Origin of the sequence: Bosea sp. BIWAKO-01 (assembly GCF_001748145.1) — a bacterium.
Taxonomy (GTDB): Bacteria; Pseudomonadota; Alphaproteobacteria; order Rhizobiales; family Beijerinckiaceae; genus Allobosea.
The window spans coordinates 3,766,223-3,792,521 of the sequence record NZ_BCQA01000001.1 but is presented as its reverse complement, the minus strand read 5'-3'; the positions used below and the strand labels follow the sequence as shown (position 1 = coordinate 3,792,521).

Here is a 26,299-nt window from a genome sequence, read left to right as displayed (position 1 = left end):
AACCGGCGGCGCCATCGTCATGCCAAATCGCGCAGGAGCGGATGCACGTTTATCGCCCCGGCCGCCGCGCGGCGTCACTCCGGGACGCTCTCGACGCCGCACCATTCGGCCACGAACAGGGCCATGGTTCCGGTGATGCGCTTCAGCGAGGCTAGGCTGACGCGCTCGTCAAAAGCGTGGATGTTCTCCGAAATCGGGCCGTAGCACAGCGCCGGAATCTTGTCGTAGAGCGCATAGACGCGGGTATCGAGATAGCCCGCCGTCATGAAGCTCTTCAGTGGTTTGCCGGTCGCGCCCTGATGCGCCCGGCCGAGCACCGCCTCCGCCTCGCTGCCGGGCTCGAGCACATAGCCTTCCGAATAGAAGCCGTTGAAGGTCACGCTCGGCGGATTGTTGGCGAGGAACGAATCGCCCCGCGCATGCGTCAGCACGCAAGCCTCGATCCGCTTCGCCAACTCCTCGGCGCTGACACCGGGATAGAGGCCTATGCGGCAGTCGATCCTGCACCAGCACGGTACGGAGGAGGCCCAGTCGCCACCCTCGATCTTGCCGATATTCAGGTTGATCGGATGGGCGACGTCCTCGAAATGCTCGCGTCCGGCCTTCTCCGCGTTCAGCTCTTCCTCCAGCTTCCGCAACGCCCCGATCACGCGATAGGCCCCGTCGATCGCGTTCGCGCCTGCGCCCATTTCGCGCACATGCATCGGCACGCCGCGCACCTCGATCTGGAACCAGAGCACACCGGTATTGGCGCGCACCAGCATCTCCTCCTCAGGCTCCGGGATCAGCACCGCGTCGGCCTTGTAGCCGCGCAGATGCGTCATCAACGCGCCGTTACCGGTCGATTCCTCCTCGACCACCGACTGCACATAGACAGTCGCTGCCGGCTGCAGGCCGATGCGCCGGAGCGCGTCGAGGCAGAACAGGTTCGCGGCATGCCCAGCCTTCATGTCCGCGCCACCGCGGCCATAGAGCCAGTCGCCCTCGATCACCGGGTCGAAGGGCCGATGCGTCCAGAGCGTGCCCGGCCCGGTCGGCACGACATCGACATGCGCCTGCAGAATCAGGGAGCGCCCCTTTTCCTCGCGCGGGTGATGGATGCCGACGACGATCGGCGCATCCGAATGCTCATCGGAGAACGGCGCGCCACCGGGATGGGCCGCAATCGCCTCCCGGTCCATTCCGAAGCGGTCCATCGTGAAGCCGCGCCCCTTGAGCGCCCGGAAGACGAAATCCTGCACCGCGTGTTCCTGCCCGCGCAGCGAGCCGAAGCGGATCATCTCCTGCGTGAAGGCGATTTGCTCGGCAAAGCCGGCCTCCACTGAAGCAAGGATGCGGTCGCGAAGCGCGGGATCGAGAGGCATGGGCAGATCTCCGGTCGGTTAGGCGGTAAGCAGGTGCTCGCCGTCATGCTCGGCCGTGTGCCGAGCATCCGCGTCTCGCGACGCGGATGGCAGGTGAGGACATGGATGGCCGGGACAGGCCCGGCCATGACGACGAGGCGATGGCAGGCAAGGCGGTTTCACAGCGCGAAGCGGCGGCCGCCGGGCACGGCGGCGAGCAGTTGGCGCGTGTACTCATGCTGCGGATTGGCGAAGAGCGCAGCCGTCGGGCCGGTTTCGACGATACGCCCACGCTGCATCACGGCGATGCGGTCGCAGATCTGAGCAGCCACACGCAGGTCATGCGTGACGAACAGGATCGCGAGGCCGAGTCGCTGCTGGATATCCTTGATCAGCGTCAGGATCTGCGCCTGGACCGAGACGTCGAGCGCCGAGACAGCCTCGTCCGCAACCAGCACGTCGGGCTCGAGTGCGAGCGCACGGGCGATGCCGATGCGCTGGCGCTGCCCGCCCGAGAATTCGTGCGGATAGCGGTCGATCGCATTGGCCGAGAGCCCGACGAGCTCGAGCAGTTCCTTTGCCCGCCCGAGCGCCTGCGCGCGCGGCGTGCCATGGGCGACCGGCCCGTCCGAGATGATCCGCCCAACCGTCTGGCGCGGATTGAGCGAGGCGAACGGATCCTGGAAGACCATCTGGATGCGCTTGCGATGCTCGCGCAGCGCAGCCGGACCGAGATCACTCAGGACGAGGTCTCCCAGTGCGATTCGCCCGCCATCGGGCTCGATCAGCCTGAGGCAGCAGCGCCCGACCGTCGACTTGCCCGACCCGGATTCGCCAACCAGCCCGAGCGTTTCGCCGCGAGCCAGGGTGAAGCTGATATCGTCGGCAGCCTTCACCTCGCGCCCGGGCCGGAAGAAGCTGCGCTTGCGATAGACCTTGCCGAGTTTCTCGACACTCAGCACAGGCACAGTCTCGGCGATCGGCGGGCGCTCCGGTGGCGTCATCGACGGCACGGCCGCGAGCAGCCGCTTCGTGTAGTCGTGCCTCGGGTGCGACAGCACGGCGTCGGCCGTGCCCTCTTCGACGAGTTTGCCCTGCTTTAGCACGGCGATGCGATCGGCGATCTCGGCAACGACGCCGAAATCATGGGTGATGAAGAGCACCGCCGTTCCATGCTTGCGGCGCAGATTGTCGATCAGCTTCAGGATCTGCGCCTGCGTGGTCACATCGAGCGCCGTGGTGGGTTCATCGGCGATCAGCAGCTTGGGTTCGAGTGCCAGCGCCATCGCGATCATCACGCGCTGGCGCTGGCCACCGGAGAGCTCATGCGGATAGGCCTTGGCCAGGCGCTCGGGGTCGGGCAGGCCGACCTCCGTCAGCAACGCCAGCGCACGGGCATGGCGCTCGGCATTGCTGTGCAGGCCATGCGCCTCGAACGTCTCGATGATCTGGTCGGCCACCCGCATCACGGGGTTGAGCGAGGTCATCGGCTCCTGGAAGATCATGCCGACCTCACGGCCGCGCACGTCCTGCATCGCAGCCTCGTCGAGCGCCAGCAAATCACGCCCCGCAAGGCGGATCGCGCCCGCAGCGGGCTTCACGGCCTTCGGCAGCAGCCCCATCACCGCATGCGCGATCATTGACTTGCCGGAGCCGGATTCGCCGACGACGCAGAGCGTTTCACCGGGAGCGATGGTCAAGGAGACATCCTCGACCGCGAAGGCGCGGTCGGCGAGTGCCGGGAGAGCTAGCTTCAATCCCTCGATGGCGAGAACGGGCGTCGTCATCACTCCCTCCCCCGCGCCAGGCGCGGGTTCAGCGCGTCGTTCAGCCCCTCGCCCGCAAGATTGAGCGCAAGAACCGTGAGGAAGATCGCAAGGCCGGGGAAGAAGCTGATCCACCACGCGTCGATCAGGCGTGTGCGCCCGGCACCGACCATGTAGCCCCAGCTCATCAGGTTCGGGTCGCCCAGCCCGAGGAAGGAGAGCGAGGATTCCAGCAGGATCGCCGAGCCGATCATCAGCGAGCCCATCACGATGATCGGCGCGATGGTGTTGGGCAGCACCTGGCTGAAGATGATGCGGGGCGTCGACTGGCCGATCGTCACGGCAGCCTGCACATATTCGCGCGTCTTCAGCGACAGGACCTCCCCACGCACCAGCCGCGCCACGGGCGGCCAGCTGACCACCCCGATCGCGAGCACGATCGAACCGAGCTGCGGCTGCAGGATCGCGACCATGACGATGGCGAGTGCGAAGCTCGGGATCGTCTGGAAGAACTCGGTGAAGCGCATCAGAGCATCATCGACGAAACCGCCCGCATACCCTGCGACTGCGCCGAGCGGCACACCGATCAGCAACGCGACCAGCGTCGAGACCACGCCGATCATCAACGAGACCCGCGCCCCATGCACCAGCCCTGAAGCGATGTTGCGCCCTAGCGTATCTGTGCCGAGCGGGAAGCGCTCCATGACGAAGGGAGCAAGGAACGGCCGGCCGACTGTGCGCCACGGCGATTGCGGAAAGAGCGACGGCGCCAGCAATGCGAAGACGATGACGACAAGCAGGATGATCAACCCGACCACCGCGCCGCGATTGCGCGCGAAACGCTTGAGGAAGCTCATGATGTCGCCTCGATGCGCGGATCGGCCAGCCGGTAGACCAGGTCCGTAAGGATATTGAAGCCGACGACCATGGCCGACGAGACGAAGAAGACACCAAGAAGCACCGAGTAATCGCGCTGCACCAGGGCGTCGAACATCAAGCGGCCGATGCCGGGCCAGGCGAAGACCGTCTCGGTCAGTACCGCGCCGCCGACGAGCTGACCGGCCTGCAGGCCAGCCAGCGTCACGACCGGCAGGATCGCGTTCCTCGCCACATGCCGGCGCGAGACGACCCCCGGTGAAAGCCCCTTCGCGCGGGCCGTCTTGACGAAATCGGCGCCGGCAATCTCGAGCATCGAGGCCCGCATCATCCGCGCGTAGAGCGCCGTGAAGAACAATCCGAGCGTCAGCGCCGGCAGGAAGAGATGCTGCGCGATATCGAGCGCCCGAGCGAGGCCGGTATAGTTCGCGCCGATCGTCTCGAAGCCGACATTCGGCACGAGGCCGAGCTTCAGCGAGAAGACGATCTGGCTCATCAGCGCGATCCAGAAGAGCGGCGTCGCGTAGAAGACGAGTGCAAGCGTGGTGATGACGCTGTCCTGCCAGCGCCCGGCCCGTCGCGCCGCAAGCGCGCCCATCAGAACACCCAGACCCAGCGACACGAGAAATGCCGCGCCGGTCAGCAGCAGAGTCGCGGGCAGCCGGTCCAGGATCAGCTCGAGCACGGGCCTCTGCTGGCGATAGCTGAAACCGAGATCGAGCGAGGCATAGCCTTTGAGATAGATCCAGAGCTGTTGGATCAGCGGCTGATCGAGGCCAAAGCGCGCCCGCAACTGCTCGAGCAACACTGCATCGGCCGCACCGGCCTCTCCCGCCAGAACCTGCGCGGGATCGCCCGGGGCGGCGCGGATCAGGAAGAAATTCAGGATCGCGATGGCGAAGAGGACGACGATCCCCTTCACCAGCCGGCCCGCGAGAAATTGAGCGAGGTTCATCACATGCCTTCGGCGCTACGGACAGGCAATATGGCCCGCCTGCGTCATCCCGAACGGAGCGTGGCTCGAACTCGGGATCGTCTTCAGGAAGAGGCGCGTTGCGAAGTGCAGGCGTCATGCCGTCCCGGATCGCCGCTGCGCGACGTCCGGGACGGCAATGGCCTCACTCCTTCCAGGCGTCGCGGAAGCCGTCATCCACGCCAATGCCGGTGGTGACGAGGTTCTTGACGTTGCAGCGATAGATCGTCGGGAAATCCATCTCTAGCAGCCAGAGTACCGGCAACTCGTCTGCCAGCAGCTTCTGCACCTTGGTGTACAGCTCCTGGCGCTGCGCATCCGTCGGCGCGATGGCCGCCTCGGCGAAGAGCTTGTCGACTTCCGGGTTCGAATAGCCGCCGACATTGGCGAAGGGATTGCCCTTGGCGATGTTGCTCGAGATGTAGCTGCGCGCCACACCCATCGCCGGATCGCCGAGCTGGTAGAGGAAGTTGAAATTCAGGTCGAAGTCCCAGTTGCTGGCCTTCTGGGTCCAGCCGGGCACGTCGGTGTTCTCGATCTGAATCTTGACCCCGACATCCTCGAGATTCTGCTTGATCGCCTCGGACCAGCGGCTCCAGGTCTCGCCGTAGGGCAGGTTGAGCAGCTTGATCGTCTCGCCCTTGTAGCCGGACGCCTTGATCAGCTCCTTCGCCTTCGCCGGATCGAAAGCATATGTCGGCACGTCAGACGAGTAGAAGCGCGTCTTCGACGAAATCGGCCCTGTCGGCAGCTTGCCGAGCCCGCCCCAGACCACATCCTTCCCGAATTCGCGATCGATCGCGTACATCAGGCCCTGGCGGAATTGCTTGTTGCCGAGGATGCCGTTGCGCACGTTCGGCGTCAGCCAGGCATGCGGGGCGAACATCTCCCAGCCCTTGGTCGTCACGCAGGTATTAGGCAGCTTCGAGAGCCGCGCCACGTCGTAGACATCGACGGAGCCCCCGGTCAGCACGTCGACCTTGCCGGTCTCATAGGCGACCGCGCGCGCCGCCGCATCCGGGATGATCTGCCAGTAGATCTCGTCGAGGTTCGGCTTGCCCTTCAGCCAATAGTTCTCGTTCTTGACCAGGTGGATATAGGAGCCCTTCTTCCACTCCTTCAGCTTGAACGGGCCAGTGCCGATTGGCGTGTTGTTCGCCGGATTCGCCCGATAATCGGTGCCGTCATAGATGTGCTTCGGGATCATCGGCGCCGAGGCGACTTCCTGGGTCATGATCAACGGGCCGAAGGGCTGCTTCAGCGTGATCTTGACCGTGAGATCGTCAACCTTCTCGATCTTCTCAACCTGAGCGTTCACGATCGGCCGCCAGCGCGGATGGACCTCGCGCAGGAACTTGTCGAGCGTGAACACGACGTCGTCCGCCGTGAAGGGCTTGCCGTCATGCCAGGTCACGCCCTCCTGAAGCTTGAAGGTGTAGACCTTCGCGTCAGGAGAAATCTCCCAGCTTTTGGCGAGCGATGGCTGCGGATTGAGCTTCTCATCGTAACGAAGCAGCGACTCGTAGATATTGCCGGCGACCATGTTGGTCGGGCCGTTCTGGTTCAGCCCCTGCATCAGCATTGGAGGCTCGGGCTGCACCACGACATGCACGGTGCCCCCCTTCTTCGGCTCCTGCGCGGTGGCTGCGCCGAGCGCGAGCACTGAGGCGGCAAGCGCCAGGCCAAGTCTCAATCCGGTCATTGTTGTTCTCCCGTTCCCCTGTGCCGGTTCCGGCAGCTGCATGAGCACACCGGGTACGGCCTCTCTTTTCGACTGGCATCGCGGCCTGGCGGGATCGCACCCGAACATGTGCCGATTAGCAAGCTCCACGCCATTGAAAGCCAGAGTCAAAATTCGTGTCAATGGCTGACATGACGTGTTATTAGACGACACGATGAAAGTTCAGGCGATTGGCGCTGCGAGAGGGCCGATGGACAGCGCAGGCGACAGCCGGACCGCGAAACTTCCGCCGGGCGTCCCGATCGTCAGGGCGCTCGACCGTGCCATTGCCCTGCTCCGTGCCTTCCGCCCCGAGCAACCGCGCCTTGGGCTGAGCGAGCTCGCGCGCCAGGTCGGACTCGACAAGGGCACCACGCGGCGGCTGCTGCAGACCTTGCAGCTCAACGAACTGGTCGAGCATGACGATCGCTCGCAGACCTACGCATTGGCGGTCGGGCTGATCGAACTCGGCAGCGCCGTCACGACCGGGCGCGAGCTTCGGGACGTGGCCGGCCCCTATCTGACCGAGATCGCCGAGAAGACCGGTGCGACCTCGTTCCTATGGGTCCATATCTCGGGCAGGGCTTTGTGCGTGGATCGGGTCCGCGCCTCGCTGCCGCATGTCGACGCGACATGGTTCGCGGTCGGCGCTCAGGCGCCGCTGAACTGCGGCGGCGGCCCGCGGGTGATCCTGGCCTATCTCGACGAGGCGCAGCGGCGACAGGCACTGGCCCTGGAACTGCCAAAGCGCGCACCGGCAAGTCAGACGGACCCTGAGCTGCTCTGGCGCGAGGCGGATCGTATTCGCACGCAAGGCTGGGAGCTGGCCGCCGACGACTTCTTCATCGGCTTGACGGGTGTCGGCGTGCCGATCTTCGATCGCGGCGGCGCGCTCGCCGGCGCACTCAGCATCTCGTCGCTGACCTCGATCGTCGCACCAGAAGGGCGCCCGGCCCATCTCGATGCCTTGCAGGATGCTGCCATGCGCATCGGGGCACGCCTTCTCCCCGCCTGATCGACGCCTGCCGAAGCAGCAGGCTAGGGAAAGGCAGCGGATTCCTGTATTGGACGCTGGCGCGCGAAGCACCCGCCAATCGGGGAGAGCGCTTGCCGACTGGAGCCGACGCTCGGGCTCTCAAGGGCTTCGAGCGTTCATTTCGCTGCACTGAAGCGCATCGCCATCGCCGCTGAGGCGGTCAATCCACGGCCTTGTAGGCATTGGACGGCTATTCGATATTGATTTGCCGGCTTTCTAACATAGGTTCTGTTTTTGGGGAGGACTCAGGTTTCGATGAAGAAGGCGAAGTCAGGATTGGGAAAGCCGCGATCGCAGATCGCCGCGCTCCCCATCCGCCGATCGCCGACAGGGGAGCCGGAGCTCCTCCTTGTCACGACACGCACGACACGACGATGGATCGTTCCCAAGGGCTGGCCCATCAAGGGCAAGAAGAACCATGAGGCTGCGGCGATCGAAGCGCGCGAAGAGGCCGGCGTGATCGGCAAGGCCCACAAGAAACCCGCCGGGCGCTATATCTACTGGAAGCGGATGAACGACCACTTCGTGCTCTGCAAGGTGGCGCTCTATATTCTTGACGTCGAGCGTCGGCTTGAAAAATGGGCCGAGCACAATCAACGGCTTTCGCATTGGTTCACGCTTGAAGATGCCGCCGATATTGTCGAGGAGCCCGGCCTGAAGGCCGCAATCCGTTCGCTGGAGCTGAACTGATCAGCGCGGCGGAGTGCGCAGGCGCGGCGCCGTACCCTCAGCCGCGCCTCCTGATCCCCGTCACCGCCCGGTCAGGAACAGACCAGAGACAAGATAGGCGATAGCCGAGATCAGCCCCGCCATCGGCATCGTCACGATCCAGGCGAAGACGATGCCACGAGCGACCCCCCATCGCACGGCCGTCACGCGCCGCGCCGCACCGACACCGATGATCGCGCCCGTGATCGTATGCGTCGTCGAGACCGGGATGCCGAGATAGGTCGCCATGAACAGCGTGATCGCGCCGCCCGTCTCCGCGCAGAAACCCTGCTGAGGTGAAAGCCGGGTGATCTTCGAGCCCATGGTGTGAACGATCCGCCAGCCACCACAGAGCGTGCCGAATGCCATGGCCGCCTGGCAGGAGATGACGACCCAGAACGGCACCGAGAACGTCTCGCCCATCATGCCATGCGAGAACAGCAGCACTGCAATGATGCCCATCGTCTTCTGCGCGTCATTCGCCCCGTGTCCGAGCGAGTAGAGCGAAGCCGAAACGAACTGCAGCACCCGGAAGGTACTGTCGACCTTGATCGGGGCCACGCGCAGGAACACCCAGGAGACGATCAGGACGAGGAGCAGCGCCAGGGCGAAGCCGATGGCCGGAGACATGAAAATCGCGACGAAGGTCTTGCCGAGCCCCCACCAGACGATCGACGAGAAGCCGGCCTTGCTCAGCCCGGCCCCGACCAGTCCACCGATCAGTGCATGCGACGAACTCGACGGAATGCCTGCGATCCAGGTGACGACATTCCAGACGATGGCGCCCGTCAGGGCACCGAAGATGACACGGTCATCGACGATCGCGGTCTGGACGATGCCGGACCCGACGGTCTCGGCGACATGCAGGCCGAAGAACAGGAACGCGATGAAATTGAAGAAGGCAGCCCAGAACACCGCCCAACGCGGCGCCAGAACCCTGGTCGAGACGATGGTCGCGATCGAATTGGCCGCATCGTGAAGTCCGTTCAGGAAATCGAACAGAAGCGCGACCGCGATCAGGAAGACCAGGGCAAAGGCGACGCTTGAGAAATCCACCGGGCCAACCGCCTAGAGATGTTCGAGGACGATACGGCTGACGCGCTTGGCGACATCCTCGAAACGGTCCACCACCTTCTCGAGATGATCGTAGATCTCTGCGCCGACGATGAAACCCATCGTGTCCGAGGTCTGGTGCGCCTTGAACAACGCCTTCAGGCCCTGGTCGTACAGTTCGTCGGATCGCTCCTCGATGGCCCGGATGTCCTTGGCCAGTGCGCCGATCGAAATCGCATGTTTCTTGATATCGCGCAGCATCGGCAGCAGCACGACGACGCGCTCGGACGCCTGGACGATGACCGCCCCGAGTTCCTTCATGCAGGGCTCGAAGCTCGTAACCTCGAACAGCGTGATCGCCTTTGCAGTCTTCTGCATCTGGTCGATGGCATCGTCCATCGAACCGATCAGTTCCTCGATATCGCCCCGGTCGAAGGGCGTGATGAAGGTGCGGCCGACTTCCAGCATCACCTCCGCGGCGATCTCGTCGGCACGATTTTCCTGGAACAGCACCTCGGCGCAACCTGCCTCCACCGGGGTTTCGCCCTTGAGCAGGCTGTTCAGGGCCGCGGCACCTGCCACCAATGTCCTGGAATGGCTCTCGAACAGGTCGAAGAACTTGGGCTCCTTGGGCAGGAGCTTCTGAAACCAGCCGAGCATCGGCGCCTCGTCATGTCATCGATCCGTCACAATCGCGATAAGCGGTTGGTATATCGCTGTAAAGCGGCATGCGCGATCGCACGGGGCGTAATCCCGAGGGCGGCCGTCGCCAGGCGATTGAGAGGGAAATGGTGGGCCGGGCCGGATTCGAACCGGCACCGGCGCTGTTATGAGCAGCGAGCTCTAACCGTTGAGCTACCGGCCCACTCTTCGCCTAACACCCTCGCCTTCTGTCCCGCAAGACCCCAGCACGGCCCGCAAACTGAAACGGCCCCACTGCGTCTCGCAAGCGGGGCCGTTGTCACGATGGATGAAGGGGGAAGCGCTCAGGCGGCCCGGGCGACCGACATCCCGCCGTGCCCGGCGACGTGCCCCTCACGGAACTGGAAGCGCCCGATATGCTCGGTCAGCGCGCGGGTCTGCTCATCCGTCAGCGCGAGCGCGGCATTCGTCTCCTCGACCAGCGCAGCATTCTGGTGCGCCATCGTACCGATGCCATCGATCTCGTTGTTGATGGCAGATACGTCGCTCGCCTGGCTCCGCGCCGTTTGCGAGATGCCGTTCATCAGTCCGGAGAGATCATTGACCGAGGACACGATGCTTTCGAACATCGCCGACGTCTCCTCGACGAGGCCGACTCCGACCGCGACATCGCCATGCGCGGCCTCGACCAGGCGCTTGACGTCGTTCGAGGCATCCGCCGAGCGCTTCGCGAGACTGCGCACCTCGGCCGCGACGACCGCGAAACCGCGGCCGCTATCGCCGGCGCGCGCCGCCTCAACCGCCGCATTGAGCGCCAGCAGGTTGGTCTGGAAGGCGATCTCGTCGATCATCGAGATGACTTCCGAGATCTTGTCGGACGAGGCGCGGATGCGACGCATCGCGTCCAGCGCCGAGGCGACGACCTTTTCGCCCTGCTGGGCACGCTGCTCGGCACTCTCGGCCATGCCCATGGCCTGCGAGGCTTCGTCAGCCGTCTTCTTCACGGTGCCCGCGAAGGCGCCGAGCTGATTGGTCGCCATCGAGACAGCGTTGCTTTCCTCCGTCGTACGCTCGGCGAGGTCTGTGACACCATCGAGGATCTCGCTGGTCGCACTGCGCACGGCCGAAACCGTATCCGAAAGACGCGCCAGCGTGCTTTCGAATTCGTCGGCGAGGCCGTTGGCACCGTCCTTGAGCTCGGCGAAAGCGCCGTGATAGCTGCCCTCGACCCGGGTCGAGAGCTGGCCGGCCGACAGTTCGGCCAGCACTTCGCAGGTCTCCGAGAGCCCGGCCTGGACGGTTTCGAGCAGGGCATTGACGGAACCCGCAAGCGCATTGAGTTCGGCATCGGCGAAGCTTGCCGAGACGCGGCGGCTGAAGTCGCCGGCGGCCGCGGCCTCGACCACCTGGCCGAAGGCTTCGCCCAGCTCCTGCATCATCTCACGACGGCGCTGCTGCGCCAGGGCCTCGTCCTCGATCTTCGCCGCTTCGGCGGCTCGCAGCGCCAAGGCATTGTCGCGGAACAGCAGCACGCTGCGCGCAATGTCCGAGATCTCGTCATTGCCCTTGGTCTCTACGGTTGCGTCCAGCTGCCCATCGGCAATGGCCCGTGTCGCCGTCCACAGCTTGTTGAGACGGCCGACGATCATCGGGCGGACATAGAAGAGCGAGAGCGCCAGCGCGACGAGCAGCGAGCCGAGCCCGATTGCGCCGAGCCACCACTTGCTGTCCTCGATCAGGTTGCCGGTCGACGTGCCCGCGGAATGCGCCTCGTCGCGGGCCGCCTTGACCAGCGTCTCGACCTCGCGGCGCACAACTTCAGCCGCACGATTGAGGTCCGACAGGCCGGCGCGAATAGCCCCCTGAGTCACGATGTCGCGGTCGCGCACGTCGAACAGGCCGCTGCTGCCTTCGGCGACGTTGAGGATCGCATTGACCGAGCGCACACGGCCCTGGTTCGGCACGATCTTCTCGGCATCGGCAAGGCCGGTGCGGACGAGCTTGGCAATCGCCTGGAAGCGTTCGCGCGCGGTTCCGAGCTGCGAGCTGTCGCTGATCTGGGCGATTTCGCGCAGGATGCCGCTGAGCTCGCTAACATCGGCTTGCAGGCTCCTGGCCAGGTCGAAGGCCGTGAAGTCGCGGCCGGCAAGGGATTTCAGCGCTGAGGTCAGTTCGTCGCCCGACAGATTGGCCGCATTCTCGATGCCATAGGCGAGATTGAATTTCGCCTCCTCAGCTTCGGTGCCGACGGCCTTGACGAAGTCCTCCCGAGCCTTGCCAAGAGTCTCGACCGCGATCTGCGCCTCGCTGGCGTTACGGAGCCTCTGCCCCGTCAGGTCGTTGAGATCGTTGATCTGCCGCGAGAGTTCATCGATCGCCTTCTGGGCCTTTGCCTTGTCCTGCCCGCGATCGGAGACCTTGCGCAGCAGCTCGAACTGCTTGGCTTCAATGAGATCGAGCTCCCCCGTCAGTTCGGACCGCTCCTTGGCATTCTGGACTTCGCTGAAGCGTGCGGCGAGTGCCGTGGATTTCGTTGCTGCCTGCGAGAGCTCGAGCGCCAGCTCGACCACCGGCATCTTGTTCTCGATCATGTCGTTGACCGTCTGGTTCACCCGGCCATAGGAAAACCAGGCGACCGCGGATGCGACGATCGTCAATACGGTCAGAATGCCGAGCGCGGCATAGATGCGCGCGGCAATGCCGACGCGCAGCGGCGTGCGCTGCCGCGTGGGCTTCTTGACCTTCTTCATAGTCGTTCTCCGGGATGCATGCAGCGCGCGACGGCGGGGCCTCAGGAAGGAAACCGCGACGCAGACAGCGGGGCTCGGCAGGAGCCTCGTTGATCAGGCATGAACAGTTCCCCAGCTCTCTTTAGGTCAGCCCTTAGAGTTAGGCTTCTTGAACCCTAAGATCGGGGACATGCGCTTAAAAAACGCTTAAGTGAGCGCCCTGTTCTGAATCGCCCGATGGAGCGGCCGATTCAGCTTCCGTTAACCTCTTCGAAAGGCTGGCTCGCACCGGTGCCGGCTCAGTGCGTCAGCGTCGGTATCTTTGTCTTGGTTGCGATGGCTTCCGCGAGCTTCTTGACGAGCTGCGTATTGCCTTCGGTCAGCGTTCCCCCCTGAAAGAAACCGGCCCATTTCCTCACTGGCAACCAGTTTGTCGTGCCTGAATCGCCGAAGAAGACCAGCATCCTGTTTTCCTGATCCATCTTGACGCTGGAACTCCATTTGTAATTGAGGCCGGGGGCAGCTGGCGGCGTACCGGTCCAGGTCCGTGGCATGATGTCAGCGGCAGGATAATCGGGATTCTTCAGGGATTGGCTGTGGGATGGCTGATGCGCATCAGCGTCGGTCCAGACGGCAATGACGTTGAACGACGCCGTGATCAGCTGGCCTGCGCTCGCTCCACCGACCACGGCCGCGCCCTTCTTGATCCAGGTCGAATTCATGCCCTCATTGACGCATTCAAGGCCCGATTCAGGCAGGTCGCCCCCACCGCTGGCCTTTTCGGGCGAGACGAAACTCGAGAAGAGTGTCGCTTGATCGGGCAGCCTCCAGAACTCGCCAATTTCCATGGGAGGCCGGTCACCATAGTCCCGAGGGTCCTTCTTGGTGCCGCTATTGCCCCCGAAATCACGGTAGAAGATGGGCTTCACCCGCATCGACTCGAAGGGATCGATCTTCTTCGCCTTCAGCTCATCGTTCAGGTTCTTCTCGAAGTTCAGGGCAGCGTTCTTCACCGCGTTGAGCGTGTTCTGCATGGACCCGGTCGCATCGATGCACATCACCAGATCGAGGTGACGCACCTGCGGCTTTGCGATGAGTGCCTTCGCCGTGGTCGCGACCTTGGTCGTGGATCCTCCGATGAAGTTGCCGAACATCGTCTTGACGTTCGCGCTCGCATCCCCCTTCACCGCCGCCGCGCCGTCGACGATGGCAAAGCTCGAGATGACGGCCGTGCCGGGAAAGCCCGGCGGCAGGGCTGCCGTAAGGTAGCGGTTCGCGGCGGCAAGCCGCTCGCTGTCGCTTTCGTTCAGCTTGGCCGCGGCCAGAACCGCCGAGTCGAGTGCGCTTTGCAGATCGATGCGGGCATTCTGGGCCTGCGAGGTATCGACGAGAACGCCGATGAGCGCGATCAGCGGTACCAGCAGGATCGCGAAGATCATCGCAACGGCACCCCGTTCGTCACTGTGCAGGTGTGACGACAGAACGGTCAGTTTGCGGAGACGAAGAACGACCGAGCGATGCATGGCGATGGTTGTCCAATGGAATTTGACCCATGGAAGGAACCATCTGGCCCTGTCACAATCGTTAATGCGCTGCCTCAACCTCTTGGCGCAGTGAAGAAACCTTTAGCGAGATCGCAGAAATCTGGCAGCAGCCTGGCGCCTATGCGCCGGGAAGCGGCGGCACCGGCCGCGGACGGCCCTCTTCGTCGATCGCAACGAAGGTGAAGGTCGCATCGGTGACCTTCTCGTGCAGGGTCGTCCGAAAGCGCTTCGCCCAGGCCTCGACATGGATCTTCATCGAGGTCCGGCCAACGGATTCGACATGGGTGTAGACGCTGAGCACATCGCCGACCTTGACCGGGCGGATGAAAGTCATGGCTTCGACCGCGATCGTCACCACCCTGCCCTGTGCCCGATCGACGCCCGCGATTCCGCCCGCCGAATCCATTCGAGACATCACCCAGCCGCCGAAGATGTCGCCATTGGCATTCGTATCGGCCGGCATGGCGATGGTGCGAACCGTCAAATCGCCCAACGGCTCCTCGTCCGGCTTTAAGCCTGGCTCAATCATTTCCGCTCCTGTCCTCTCCGACATGGAAGGAATGGAGCACACGATGCAGCATCGGCGCCAGCGCGAAGCCTGTGGCAATCCCCACGAACAGCCTCGAGACAATTGCGCAGGAGCCGGCGAAGATCCTTCCGGCATCATCCTTGCGGGGAAAGACCAACCGCTGCTGGAGAGGCTCTCAGTGTGGCGCTGACGATCCATGGATCGCAGAGACACCGGTCCTGGCTCCTGCGCTATGATCAGTCGTTCAGGAGGACGTCATGACGAGGCACCGACCATGATTTGCATCTCGTTGCGCTATGCCGACGCTCCGCGCATGTATGACTGGCTGATCGAGGCCTTCGGCTTCGAGAAGCACGCTGCCTATTACTCGGACGACGGCAAGACCCTGCTCCATGGCGAGCTTCGCATGGGCGAGAGTTTCGTGATGCTCGGCTCTGCCGACAACAATCCCTTCGGCAAGCTGGTCTCACGCCCGGCTGAGCTCGGTGGCACCACAGCCTCGCCCTATGTCGCAACCGACGATATCGATGCCCGCTGTGAGCGCGCCCGCAGGGCCGGTGCCGACATCTGCATGGAGCCGACCGACCAGCCCTATGGCAGCCGCGACTTCATCTGCAAGGATCCGGAGGGCCATGTCTGGTGCTTCGGCACCTATCGGCCGGGACCGATGGCGGGGTGATCAGGCTGCCTGCAGCCGTGGCCTTGCCCGCAGCATCAGCCAGGAGACCACGGCGAGATTGATCAGGTTCCAGGCCAGCCCGTTCAGGAAGGCCACCCTATAGGAGGCAAAGAGGTCGTAGATCAGCCCGGAGATATAGCCGCCGAAGGCCATTCCGAGAATCGTCGCCGACATCACGATGCCGATCCGCACCCCGGCCTCCTTGGCCGGCAGGTACTCGCGGATGATCACCGCATACATCGGCACGATCCCGCCCTGGAACAGGCCAAAGATGCCGGTGACGATGTAGAGCGAGGTCAGCCCGTCGAAGAAGAGATAGAGGAAGAGCGCAACACCCTGCATCACCGAGCCAAGCGCCAGGGTTGCCGCTCCGCCGATCCTGTCAGAGACGAAGCCGGAACCGATGCGGCTGACGATGCCGAGCAGCAGCATCAACGAGAGCATTTCGGCGCCGCGCGCGACGCCATAGCCGAGGTCGCCGCAATAGGCGACGATATGGACCTGCGGCATCGCCATTGCGACGCAGCAGGCGAAGCCGGCGACCGAAAGCAGCAATTGCAGCTGGTTCGCGGAAAGACCGAGATCGCCGCGAGCCCCGGCACTCGAAGCCTCGGCCGCTGCCAGCGCTTCCGCGGCCGGGCGCCTGCGGAAGAACAGGGAAAGCGGCACCAGCACGACCAGCGCCGTCAGACCAATTCCGATATGCGTGGCGCGCCAACCATGGTTCTGCAATCCCCAGGTGATCACCTGCGGCCAGATCACACCCGCGAGATAGCTGCCAGATGCGCCGAAGACCACGGCGAGCCCGCGATGCTTGCGGAACCAGTGCGAGAGATCGGCGATCAGAGGCGAGAACCCCGCAGCGCCGCCGATCCCGATCAGCAGGCCGTGGGCGAGCGCGAATTGCCAGAGCGTGCCGGCAAGACCCGCAAGCACATAGCCCGCACCGAGAAAGATCCCGCCCATCACGATCGGAACGACGATGCCGTAACGATCGGCGATCCGGCCCATCAGGATATTGCCGAGGCCGAAACCGAGCATGACGGCGGTATAGGGCAGCGAAGCACCCGCCCGCGCAGTGCCGAACTCAGCCTGAACGGAGGGAAGCACGACGACCACCGACCAGGTGCCGACGCAGGCGACGGTGCCGACAAGTAGCGCCATCGCCAGCCGCAGCCAGGCATAGGAGGAATCAGGCGCGTAGCGCTCGTGCTGGAGAGACATGTTTCCTCGCCGGCCGATTTCGGAGAACGGCTCTCTTATGACGCGGCGATGATTAGGCACCGCGAACCCAGGCGGCAAGCGCGCCGGCCGCAGTGGGGCACGGCGTCCGCAGCGCGACGCGGCAGTTCCGGCATACCAAAGGGAGGCGGCGCGCGGGGTGCCTACCCCTTTAGCCCGCGAGACCTCGGTTCGCCCGCGGACCAGGCTACGGACGCCGCATCATGATCATCTTCTCCTGCGCCATCTCGCGCATGGTGAAGGGAATGCCGCCAATTCCGTAGCCGGACTCGCGTCGTCCCGCGAAAGGCATCCAGTCGGTCCGGAATGCGGTCGGGTCGTTGATCATCACCGCGGAAGCATCGAGACGGTCGGCGGCCCGCATCGCGACATCGATATCCTGCGCGAAGACGCTGGCCTGGAACGCGACCGGGAGCGAATTCGCCTGTGCGATCGCGTCATCGAGCCGCCGGTAGCGATAGACGCAGGTCACAGGCCCGAAGACCTCTTCGCGCGAGACCTTTGCCTCTGTGGACGGGTCAAGCAGCACGGTCGGTTGCAGGGTCGTTTCCGAGATGCGGCCGCCGCCGATCGCGAGCTTCGCCCCACCGCTCACGGCCTCCTCGACCCAGGAGGCGATCCGGTCGGCCTCGCGGGGATGGATCAGCGGCCCGACTTCGGTATCGGCAAGCGTCGGATCTCCGACGCGCAGCTTCGCGACCCGCGCGACCAGGCGTTCGGTGAACGCCGCAGCGATGTCCTCATGTACGAAGATGCGCTGCGTCGACACGCAGACCTGCCCCGCATGATAATAGCCGCCCTTGACGATCGGCTCGATGATCCGATCGAGATCGGCGCCGCGATCGACGATCGCGGGTGCCGCCCCGCCATGTTCCAGCGCCGAGCGTGCGCCATGGGCAAGCTTGCTGTGCAGATACCAGCCGACCTTCGCCGAGCCGATGAAGCTCAGGAAACCGATGCGCCGGTCTGTCGCCAACTTCTCGGCGAGCGCATTGCTCTCAGGAATGAAGCTCTGGCACCAGTCCTCCGGCAAGCCGGCTTCGTGAACGAGGGCCACGAAATCGCGGCAGGAAAGCGGCGTCGGGCCGGCCGGCTTGATGATCACCGGACAGCCGACGGCGATCGCCGGAGCGACCTGATGCACGATCAGGTTCAGCGGATGGTTGAAGGCCGAGATCGCGGCGACGATCCCGATCGGCTCCTTGGTGGTGAAGGCCCAGCGGCCCGCTCCCGCCGCCGAGAGGCCCATCGGAATCTCGCGCCCGGCAAAATTCCGCAATTCGTCTGCAGCATTGTGCACGCCGTCGATTGCGCGGGTGGTTTCAACGATAGCGTCCGGCAGTGGCTTGCCGCCCTCGCGCGCGATCTGCATGGCAAAATGATGGCGTCGGGCGTCCATGAGACCGGCCAGTCGCCGCAGAATGGCGATGCGCTCATGGGGCTTCAGCCAGCCATCCCGATCCCGGAACACATGTTCGGCCGCCCGCAGCTTGGCTTCAAGCGCAGCAGCGTCATCGGTCTCGATTTCGGCGATAGGAGCGCGGTCAAAGGCTTGAACAACCTGCAGCATCGTCCCCCTCCCGTCAGGCCAGCTCGATATCGGGCGTGCGGTTGCGCAACTCGTCCACCAGAACGCGCGTGTTCTCGGAATAGTCGATCGGCACCTCGACGAGATGAACCCCGCCACCTGCAAACGCGGCTTCCAGCGTTGGAGCAAGATCCTCCGCCGCGACGACGCGTGACCCCTTGGCGCCATAGGCCTCGGCGTAGCGGACGAAATCCGGATTGCCGAATGTCAGGCCGAAATCCGGGAAATTATCGACCGCCTGCTTCCAGCGGATCATGCCATAGGCATTGTCGTTCAGGATGACGACAACGAGATTGAGGCCGAGTCGGACCGCGGTTTCCATCTCCTGCGAGTTCATCATGAAGCCGCCATCGCCACAGACGGCCATGACGCGGCGCTCGGGATACAGCATCGCCGCCATCATCGCCGAGGGCAGCCCTGCCCCCATCGTAGCGAGCGCATTGTCGAGCAGCAGCGTATTGGCGACATGGGTGCGGTAGTTTCGGGCGAACCAGATCTTGTACATGCCATTGTCGAGGCAGACGATACCATCCTCCGGCATCACCTGGCGCACATCATGGACGATGCGCTGGGGCGTGATCGGAAAGCGGTCCTCGTCGGCACGATCATTGATCCGTGCCAGGATCCTTTGGCGCAGGTCGAGCAGCGACACATCGGGTTCAAGCTTGCCGCCAAGCCGTTCCGCGAGCTGCGTCACGGTCGCCCCGATATCGCCGATCACCTCGGCGTCGGGGTGGTAGACCTGCTCCACATTGGCGGATTGATAGCCGATGTGGATCACCTTCGGACCGCCGGCGCTCTGCATCAGGAAGGGCGGCTTCTCGACCGTGTCGTGACCGATCGAGATGATCAGGTCCGCTCGGTTCACGGCTTCATGGACATAGTCGCGTTCGGAGAGGGCAGCGGTCCCCATATAGAGGTTCGAGCCGCCGGTAACCGCGCCCTTGCCCATCTGGGTGTTGAAGAAGGGCAGCCTTGTACGCCGCACAAAGGCCGAGAGTGCCTCAACGAGGCGCGGCCGGTTGCCGGCAGCACCGATCATGACCAGCGGCCTCTTTGCCGCCAGGATCATCTCGGCCGCACGGTCGAGCGCCCCGGTCTGCGCAACCGGTCGCTCGAGCGGATGAACCGGGATGACGGGAATGTCGTCGATCTCCTCGGCGGCGACATCCTCGGGCAACTCGAGATGCACCGGCCCCGGCCGTTCTTCCATCGCAACGCGGAAAGCGTCGCGCACAGCAGCCGGAATGCTGGCGGCGCTGACGATCTGCCGTGTCATCTTGGTCAGCGGCTTCATCGAGGCGACGACATCCACGATCTGGAAACGCGCCTGCTTGGCGGTCATGATCGCCTTCTGGCCGGTGATCATGATCATCGGCATGGCACCGAGATGGGCATAGGCCGCGCCGGTCGAAAAATTCAGGGCGCCCGGTCCGAGCGTCGCGATGCAGACCCCCGGTCGGCCCGTCAGCCTACCATGCGTCGCCGCCATGAAGGCCGCAGCCTGCTCATGCCGCGTCAGGACGAGCTTGATGCCGGAATTGCGGAGGGACTCGACGACATCGAGATTCTCCTCGCCCGGGACGCCGAAGATGCAGTCGACGCCCTCATTCTCGAGCGCCGCGACCAGGAGATCGGACCCCTTCTTCATCACTTGCTGCCTTTCACAAGAGCACTGCCCCAGGGGCAGAGGCTAGAGCGCCGCAGCGCGAAGGGAAAGCATCATCGGCCAGGTTGCCTCGGTATTCGTCGCGCGGGCATTCCTTGCCAGGGGAGCCGACCAGCGCGCCGGCAGTCGCCTCTCATGGCTAAAGGTCAGATGCCGAATAGCATCGGCGGCGAGCAATTCCGGTGCACGGAAACTATCGGGCAAACGTGCAGGCTTGGCAGCGGTTGACGCAGCGTCTCTAGGTTAGCCACGCCCACTTTCCGATTCGCTGGCCTGGCCGACCCCGGAGAACTGACGATGAACCGGGGACTTTTGCTCGCCCTGATGGCCGCGAGCGCGCCGATCGCGATCGCCACCACAAGCGCGCAGGATGCCGAGGAGCTCTCGAAAAAGCTGCAGAACCCGGTCGCGAGCATGATCAGCGTACCGATCCAAAGCAATTTCCAGTTCCGTGGCGGGCCCGATCGTGATGGCTTTTCGTCGACCAGCAACATCCAGCCGGTCATCCCGGTGTCGTTGAATCAGGACTGGAACCTGATCGTCAGGACAATCCTGCCCGTCATACACCGTGAAAGTTACGGCCCGGCCGATGGTGTTGGCCTTGGCGACACCACCCAGAGCTTCTTCTTCACGCCGAAGACCCCGAAGAACGGTTTCGTCTGGGGTATCGGGCCGGCCTTCATGTGGCCGACCGCAACAAGTGACCGCTTCGGCTCGGGCAAATGGGGAGCGGGGCCGACCGCCCTGATGCTGGTTCAGGACGGAGCATGGACGGTAGGCGGGCTGGCCAATCACATCTGGTCCTATGCCGGCCCCGAAGGACGCAAGGATGTCAGCGCGACCTTCCTGCAGCCCTTCCTGTCGTACAGCCTTGGCAAGGGCCTCAGCCTCTCCCTCAATACGGAGGCAAGTTACGACTGGATCGCCAGGCAATGGACGGTTCCGATCAATGTCGGCGTCGGCCAGGTGTTCAAGCTCGGCAATCAGGCGATGAGTGCCGGACTAGGCTTCCAGTACTATGCGGTAAGACCGACCGAAGGGCCGCGCTGGGGCGTTCGTGCCACGCTGACCTTCCTCCTCCCGGAGAAATAGGAGCGAAGCGCGCTGGCGTCCGGCTTGCTGCGGATGGGGGCGTTGGGCATCCTTTCCCGATGGCAGGGATCTGCATACACGGCGCCGGTTTGGTCGGCTGCTATATCGGCGGGCGACTGCTTGCGGCCGGCGCCGATGTCGGATTCGTTGGGCGTGAGCGCATCGCCTCCGAGATTCGCCGGCATGGCCTTGCACTGTCGCATTACCAGGGTGGACGCTGGCAGCTCCCGCCATCGGCCATCGACTTCTCGACCGATGCCGGGGCTGCAAGGGCAGCTGGACTGGTACTGGTGACCGTGAAATCGGCCGCGACACATGCTGCCGCTGCCGAACTCGCAACGATTCTCCGCCCCAAGACCGTCGTCATCAGCTTCCAGAACGGCCTGGGCCATGCCGACCGTCTGCGTAACGCCTTGCCAGGCCGAACCGTGCTGGAGGGCATGGTCCCGTTCAATGTGGTGGCGTCGGGGCCAGGCACCTTTCATCAGGCGTCGCAAGGCGCGCTTGCGGTCAAGGCGCATGCGGAGCTTGCTCCCTATCTCGCAGCCTTCACAGCCGCCGGGCTGCCGCTCAGCCAGTACCCGGACATCGTGCCGGTTCAATGGGCAAAACTGCTGTTCAACCTCAACAATGCGATCAACGCACTCGCCAACGTCCCTCTGAAGGAGGAACTGTCACAACGCCCCTACCGGCGTTGCCTTGCGCTGGCACAAGCGGAGGCACTCGCCCTGCTGGACCGCTCAGGCATTCGTCCGGCACGGCTGACGCCATTGCCGGCCAACTGGCTTCCCCAGCTGCTCGATACGCCTGACTGGCTGTTTGCGAGGCTGGCAAGCAAGATGCTGGCGATCGACCCCGTCGCGCGCTCCTCGATGGCCGATGACCTTGCTGCCGGCCGCCCGACCGAGATCGATTGGATCAATGGCGAGGTGCTGCGCCTGGCCGAGCAGCACGGAACACACGCGCCAGTGAACGAGCGGCTGCATGCATTGGTGCAGGCGGCCGAGAGCAGCGCCGCGCGCCGGCATTGGTCCGGAGAATCCCTGCTCGCGGAACTGCTGCAGGCGGCAGGCCCGTAGGAGAAGCGGGCCCTTCGGCAATAGCTGGTCGGAATGAGCGTGCGCCGCTGCTCAGGCGCTACCAGTCAGCGGGGCGTAGGCTGCGGCATCCAGTGGCCGGCCGAGCAAATAGCCCTGCGTCGAGTCACAACCCTCGCAGATCAGGAAGTCGAGCTGTTCGGGTGTTTCGACGCCTTCCGCCACCACCTCGATGCCCAGGGCATGCCCAAGCTGGATGATGGCGCGGGTGATCGCAACGGCTTCGAGCGTGACGCCGAGCGTTGCGACGAAGCTGCGGTCGATCTTCAGCGTCGTCAAAGGAAAGCGGTGAAGATAGGACAGCGACGAATAGCCCGTGCCGAAATCATCGAGCGCGATCCGCACGCCAAGTGCGCGCAGGCGCGACAGGGTTGCCATGGCGCGGACGGCATCGGTGACCATCACCCCTTCGGTGATCTCGAGTTCCAGCCGTTCCGGATCGAGGCCGGTCTCCCTCAGCACCTCCTCTACGAGGCCGGGCAGCGCGTCAGCGGCGAATTCGAGCGGCGAGATGTTGACGGAGATCCTGAGAGGCTCTTTCCAACGCACCGCTTCGCGGCAGGCCGCGCGAAGGACGTGAGCTCCGAGCGCGGCGATAAGCCCGCCCTCTTCCGCTGCTGGGATGAACAACGAGGGTGAGACGACACCACGCGAAGGATGGCGCCAGCGCGCCAATGCCTCGAATCCGACGACGCTGCCATCCGCCCGGAACTGCGGCTGATAATGCAACAGGATCGCCCCGGTCTCGATGGCCTGGCGCAGATGAGCGCGCAGGTCGAGACGTTCGCGCTCGCGCTCCTGCTCGGCAAAGTCAAACATCCGGATGCGGCTGCGCCCTTCGGTCTTGGCGAGACGCAAGGCCGCATTGGCGGCGTCGAGCAATCCAGTTTCGCTGTCGCTGTCCTCGGGGAAGCGGGCGCAGCCCATGCTGACGCTCACCGCGTGACGGGCCGTTCCGTTAATGAAATCCGCTTCCAGGGCAAGTCGCACCTGTTCGGCCTGCAAGAGACCATGCTCTCCACCAGGGGAGTGTCGCGACACCAGGACGAATTCGTCGCTGCCCATTCGCGCCGCGAAGCTGCCCTCGATCGATCCCAGACGCCTGGCGAGTTCGATCAGGAGGCCGTCTCCAGCCGCCTGGCCATACTCCTCGTTGAAGCACTTGAAGCGGTCGGGATCGATCCGCATCACAAGGAAGCTCTCGCCTTCATGCTTCGCGCGCTCCATGCGCTCGGCCAGATATGTGCGAAGGGCGAAACGGTTCGGGAGCCCCGTCAGGGCATCATTGCGGGATAGATGGGCGATCTTCTTCTCGGCATGCTTTCGCTCGCTGATGTCGACCAGCAGATTGAAGCCCCCGACGAGCCTGCCGCTGGCATCGAAGAGCGGCGTCGGAAATGGCATGAAAGGGATGCAGCTCCCATCCGGCCGCTCGGCCTGCGCCTCGACGCCCCGGATGGGTCGGCCTTCGCGCAGCGCAATCGCCATTGGGCACTGGTCATGCGGCAGATGCTCACCGTCCTTGGTCAGCAAGCGGTGCGAGATGCACCAGAAATCCCCGCCAATGCGCGGTTCGCGGCCGGCGAACTCGGCAGCAGCGCGATTGAAGTAGCTCAGGCGCCCATCGGCATCCGTGATATAGACGGCAGCAGGAAGCTGATCGAGGACGCTCGCAAGCCAGGCGTCATCCGCGGCGCGAGAGCCTAGCAGCGGCATTGCAGCAACAAGGGGCGCGAGATCCACGTCGCTCCCGGCGAAGGTCGCAAGCCCGGATATCACGGCGCCCGCTGTGTTTGCGAGGCGTGTTCAGGAGCTTCTGGGTCGGCAGCAGCTCGATGCATCGAGAATTCCGTGTCGCCTCATTCTGTGGTCACTGAGCGATGACAGCACGGAGTTGCCAATAAAAGATTAAACCCCCGATCAAATGGGACGGAGAAAAACCGACAGACAGAACTAATTCGAACAAAATACCTAGATTTGCAAACATACTACGGCGGAATACATCGCATAATATCAAATATATACGAAACGACAGAGGAATAAATTCAGATAAAAAGCAATAATATCGTAGAGTAAGGAACAATAACCATCGAGATAGCAGTCATTCTATTTGAAAATGGCTTCGCCCTGCTCATCGATGAGCTGCTGCCCCTTCAACAAGGTAAAGTCGGCGGCCTCCGCCACACCAGGGAAACGATCCGCCCGCACGAAGCGATGCGTCTTCAGGTCACCACCGACATCCTTCTCGATGACGCCGCAAAGCTGATACTGCCCGCCCTCCTGGTAAGGCGTGGCGTGAATCGTGAAGCCTCTGTGCTCCAAAGTCTTGAGCGGCCCAGGGGCCGGTTTCTCGGCCTTCTCACCAAGACCGAACAGGGATTTCAGGAATGACATGGGGCCTCCATCGCGATCTCGATCTCTATAGGGCACAAACAGCCCGAGAGGGAGCCAGCCTCCCGCATCTTCACACATATTGAGCGACGCGGGCGCTCCTCAGCCATCGTACAACTCCCCATCGCGTGTGTCCTCTTGCCTCCTTGCCACACATCGCATTTAATACCATACTGTATGGTATTAAATGCACATCGAGAGCACTCGGATGAATGGTTGGTTCCTGGCCGCTGCAGCGATCGCAGTCTTGACCTGCGTGATCCATGTCTGGCTCGGTGGGCGCGAGGTTGCCCAGCCGCTCCTTGCCTCCGGCGGGTTGGGCAAAGTGCCCAAATTCACCAATTACTATTGCTGGCACCTGGTAACGATCGTGCTGGCGGGGCTCGCACTCGCCTTCAGTCTCGTTGCCTGGCACGCAGGCAGCCGCGACCTTGGGGCGTTTGCGACAGGGTGCGCTGGGCTCTTCGCCCTCTGGAGCCTGGCCATGATCCGCCGCTTCCGGCTGAGGCCCGCTCATTTCCCGCAATGGGCCCTGTTCATTCCCATGGCCGCCTGTGGCGCACTGGGCCTGTGGTGGTAAAGGCGGCCGCCCGTCGCTTCTCACTGAAGGATTGGCTCGACCTCGGCCTCGAGGCGCTTGCGGAAGCCGGCCCAGCCGGCGTGACCATCGAAGCGCTCTGCCGACGCGGCGGCAAGACCAAGGGCTCATTCTACGCGCATTTCGTGACGAGCGAGGCCTATCTCACCGCACTCGCGGAGCATTGGCGCGAGAGCTACACCCGCCAGCTCGTCGAAGCCGCCGATACCGGCGAACAGCCCGACGCGAGGCTCTCCCTCCTCGACCAGATGGCGCTGCGCCTCGACAGCCGCGTCGAGCAAGGCATGCGCCGGCTTGGCGCCAACGACACCGCCGTGATGCGCGTTTGCACCGAGGTGGACCGTGAGCGCATCGCCTATCTCGCCGGGCTGCACCGAGCCTCCGGGCGCTTCGATGACAAGAATGCGCTCGCTCTCGCTCGTCTCGAATACGCAGCCTTCATTGGCTTTCAGCAGATCGACACAGGCGCCGGCAGCGCCGGCGCGGCCGAAAGCTATCAGTTGCTCCTGAAGCTGACCGGCAGAACCTGACCACCGCATGGTGAAGGGCTGGACCTTGACCTCACCGTTCAGTGATCCCCCCATCGACTTTCGGCGTTTCTTGAAAGCAGGCAGCCCGGATCCCACGTTTTAAGGGTTCAGGGCGACCGTTGTGCCCCTTGACGCCAGGTTCTTCTCTCGCGGCGCCTCTGAATAGGGAGGTGGCCATGAGACGGATGAGGACGCTGTCGTCCCTGCTGCTCGCACTCGCCACACTGAGTTACACGGGTCCTGCGCAAGCACAGGCGCCGCGAGGGCCGCCTTGCGCAGCGCGAAGCGAGGTCGTCGGACATTTGCGCGAGATCTACGGTGAACATCTTGTCGGCAACGGTCTCGCCGAGGGCGGCTATATACTTGAGCTCTTTACGGGTCCGGCCGGCAGCTGGACCATTTTTGCGACCACGCCCGAAGGCAAGAGCTGCCTGATTTCGGCAGGCAACTCATGGGAGCCGCTGCCAAGGCCCGACATCTTTGCCGGCCGCTGA

At 63.8% G+C, this 26,299-nt stretch carries 23 protein-coding genes and 1 tRNA gene; 8 read left to right on the top strand and 16 right to left on the bottom strand.

The window, feature by feature from the left end; all coding sequences use genetic code 11:
- Positions 1 to 74 precede the first annotated feature (74 nt).
- The 5 genes from BIWAKO_RS17635 to BIWAKO_RS17615 form a co-directional block, all read right to left on the bottom strand.
- Positions 75 to 1,364 (bottom strand): ArgE/DapE family deacylase, encoded by a 1,290-nt coding sequence (locus BIWAKO_RS17635; RefSeq protein WP_069879762.1) that lies wholly within the window; start codon positions 1,362 to 1,364, stop codon positions 75 to 77.
- 158 nt (positions 1,365 to 1,522) lie between these two features.
- On the bottom strand, positions 1,523 to 3,130 hold the full coding sequence (locus BIWAKO_RS17630; RefSeq protein ID WP_069879761.1) for an ABC transporter ATP-binding protein: 1,608 nt from the start codon (positions 3,128 to 3,130) through the stop codon (positions 1,523 to 1,525).
- Positions 3,130 to 3,966: an ABC transporter permease gene (locus BIWAKO_RS17625; RefSeq protein WP_069879760.1), complete on the bottom strand. Its 837-nt coding sequence runs from the start codon at positions 3,964 to 3,966 to the stop codon at positions 3,130 to 3,132. The genes BIWAKO_RS17630 and BIWAKO_RS17625 overlap by 1 nt, the downstream gene beginning before the upstream one ends.
- Positions 3,963 to 4,940 (bottom strand): ABC transporter permease, encoded by a 978-nt coding sequence (locus BIWAKO_RS17620; protein ID WP_069879759.1) that lies wholly within the window; start codon positions 4,938 to 4,940, stop codon positions 3,963 to 3,965. The genes BIWAKO_RS17625 and BIWAKO_RS17620 overlap by 4 nt, the downstream gene beginning before the upstream one ends.
- 163 nt (positions 4,941 to 5,103) lie before the next feature.
- Positions 5,104 to 6,660 (bottom strand): ABC transporter substrate-binding protein, encoded by a 1,557-nt coding sequence (locus BIWAKO_RS17615; RefSeq protein ID WP_069879758.1) that lies wholly within the window; start codon positions 6,658 to 6,660, stop codon positions 5,104 to 5,106.
- A 229-nt stretch (positions 6,661 to 6,889) separates the two neighbouring features.
- Between BIWAKO_RS17615 and BIWAKO_RS17610 the strand changes: the two genes are divergently transcribed.
- Positions 6,890 to 7,693 (top strand): IclR family transcriptional regulator, encoded by an 804-nt coding sequence (locus BIWAKO_RS17610; RefSeq protein WP_069879757.1) that lies wholly within the window; start codon positions 6,890 to 6,892, stop codon positions 7,691 to 7,693.
- 276 nt (positions 7,694 to 7,969) lie between these two features.
- Complete coding sequence (locus BIWAKO_RS17605; protein ID WP_069879756.1) at positions 7,970 to 8,404, top strand: NUDIX hydrolase; 435 nt, start codon at positions 7,970 to 7,972, stop codon at positions 8,402 to 8,404.
- A 60-nt stretch (positions 8,405 to 8,464) separates the two neighbouring features.
- Here BIWAKO_RS17605 and BIWAKO_RS17600 read toward each other — a convergent pair whose 3' ends face one another.
- The 6 genes from BIWAKO_RS17600 to BIWAKO_RS17575 form a co-directional block, all read right to left on the bottom strand.
- Positions 8,465 to 9,478 carry an inorganic phosphate transporter gene (locus BIWAKO_RS17600; protein ID WP_069879755.1) on the bottom strand — a complete coding sequence of 338 codons (1,014 nt, stop codon included), beginning with the start codon at positions 9,476 to 9,478 and terminating at the stop codon, positions 8,465 to 8,467.
- 12 nt (positions 9,479 to 9,490) lie between these two features.
- Positions 9,491 to 10,135, bottom strand: coding sequence for a DUF47 domain-containing protein (locus tag BIWAKO_RS17595; RefSeq protein ID WP_069879754.1), 645 nt, complete (start codon positions 10,133 to 10,135; stop codon positions 9,491 to 9,493).
- Positions 10,136 to 10,264: 129 nt separating this feature from the next.
- Positions 10,265 to 10,340 (bottom strand) — tRNA-Ile (locus BIWAKO_RS17590).
- 121 nt (positions 10,341 to 10,461) lie between these two features.
- Positions 10,462 to 12,867 carry a methyl-accepting chemotaxis protein gene (locus tag BIWAKO_RS17585; RefSeq protein ID WP_069879753.1) on the bottom strand — a complete coding sequence of 802 codons (2,406 nt, stop codon included), beginning with the start codon at positions 12,865 to 12,867 and terminating at the stop codon, positions 10,462 to 10,464.
- A gap of 278 nt (positions 12,868 to 13,145) precedes the next feature.
- Complete coding sequence (locus BIWAKO_RS17580; protein ID WP_210185090.1) at positions 13,146 to 14,285, bottom strand: TadE/TadG family type IV pilus assembly protein; 1,140 nt, start codon at positions 14,283 to 14,285, stop codon at positions 13,146 to 13,148.
- A gap of 223 nt (positions 14,286 to 14,508) precedes the next feature.
- Complete coding sequence (locus BIWAKO_RS17575) at positions 14,509 to 14,919, bottom strand: acyl-CoA thioesterase (protein WP_069879751.1); 411 nt, start codon at positions 14,917 to 14,919, stop codon at positions 14,509 to 14,511.
- A 274-nt stretch (positions 14,920 to 15,193) separates the two neighbouring features.
- Between BIWAKO_RS17575 and BIWAKO_RS17570 the strand changes: the two genes are divergently transcribed.
- A complete protein-coding gene (locus tag BIWAKO_RS17570) occupies positions 15,194 to 15,598 on the top strand; it encodes a VOC family protein (RefSeq protein ID WP_244523473.1) in 405 nt (134 codons plus the stop codon).
- Here the strand turns inward: BIWAKO_RS17570 and BIWAKO_RS17565 are convergent, their stop codons facing one another.
- The 3 genes from BIWAKO_RS17565 to BIWAKO_RS17555 form a co-directional block, all read right to left on the bottom strand.
- Positions 15,599 to 16,822, bottom strand: a complete 1,224-nt coding sequence (locus BIWAKO_RS17565) for an MFS transporter (RefSeq protein ID WP_069879749.1) — start codon at positions 16,820 to 16,822, stop codon at positions 15,599 to 15,601.
- Between the two features lie 205 nt (positions 16,823 to 17,027).
- Positions 17,028 to 18,527: an aldehyde dehydrogenase family protein gene (locus tag BIWAKO_RS17560; RefSeq protein WP_371331991.1), complete on the bottom strand. Its 1,500-nt coding sequence runs from the start codon at positions 18,525 to 18,527 to the stop codon at positions 17,028 to 17,030.
- Positions 18,424 to 20,079: an acetolactate synthase large subunit gene (locus BIWAKO_RS17555; RefSeq protein WP_069879747.1), complete on the bottom strand. Its 1,656-nt coding sequence runs from the start codon at positions 20,077 to 20,079 to the stop codon at positions 18,424 to 18,426. The genes BIWAKO_RS17560 and BIWAKO_RS17555 overlap by 104 nt, the downstream gene beginning before the upstream one ends.
- A gap of 315 nt (positions 20,080 to 20,394) precedes the next feature.
- Here BIWAKO_RS17555 and BIWAKO_RS17550 point away from each other — a divergent pair, with 315 nt between their 5' ends.
- Entirely contained in the window at positions 20,395 to 21,189 is a 795-nt protein-coding gene (locus tag BIWAKO_RS17550) for a hypothetical protein (RefSeq protein ID WP_069879746.1), read from the top strand.
- Between the two features lie 59 nt (positions 21,190 to 21,248).
- A complete protein-coding gene (locus tag BIWAKO_RS17545) occupies positions 21,249 to 22,268 on the top strand; it encodes a 2-dehydropantoate 2-reductase (RefSeq protein ID WP_069879745.1) in 1,020 nt (339 codons plus the stop codon).
- 51 nt (positions 22,269 to 22,319) lie between these two features.
- On the opposite strand, the gene BIWAKO_RS17540 is transcribed toward BIWAKO_RS17545, so the two are convergent.
- Positions 22,320 to 24,029 carry a putative bifunctional diguanylate cyclase/phosphodiesterase gene (locus BIWAKO_RS17540; protein ID WP_141740139.1) on the bottom strand — a complete coding sequence of 570 codons (1,710 nt, stop codon included), beginning with the start codon at positions 24,027 to 24,029 and terminating at the stop codon, positions 22,320 to 22,322.
- Positions 24,030 to 24,392: 363 nt separating this feature from the next.
- Positions 24,393 to 24,680: an HlyU family transcriptional regulator gene (locus BIWAKO_RS17535; protein WP_069879743.1), complete on the bottom strand. Its 288-nt coding sequence runs from the start codon at positions 24,678 to 24,680 to the stop codon at positions 24,393 to 24,395.
- Between the two features lie 205 nt (positions 24,681 to 24,885).
- Between BIWAKO_RS17535 and BIWAKO_RS35995 the strand changes: the two genes are divergently transcribed.
- From BIWAKO_RS35995 to BIWAKO_RS17520, 3 genes are all read left to right on the top strand, one after another.
- Positions 24,886 to 25,257 carry a hypothetical protein gene (locus BIWAKO_RS35995; RefSeq protein WP_069882583.1) on the top strand — a complete coding sequence of 124 codons (372 nt, stop codon included), beginning with the start codon at positions 24,886 to 24,888 and terminating at the stop codon, positions 25,255 to 25,257.
- The gene (locus BIWAKO_RS35990) at positions 25,251 to 25,805 is read left to right on the top strand and encodes a TetR/AcrR family transcriptional regulator (protein WP_176733346.1); all 555 of its coding nucleotides are present in this window, start codon (positions 25,251 to 25,253) and stop codon (positions 25,803 to 25,805) included. The genes BIWAKO_RS35995 and BIWAKO_RS35990 overlap by 7 nt, the downstream gene beginning before the upstream one ends.
- Positions 25,806 to 25,981: 176 nt before the next feature.
- On the top strand, positions 25,982 to 26,299 hold the full coding sequence (locus BIWAKO_RS17520) for a hypothetical protein (protein ID WP_069879741.1): 318 nt from the start codon (positions 25,982 to 25,984) through the stop codon (positions 26,297 to 26,299).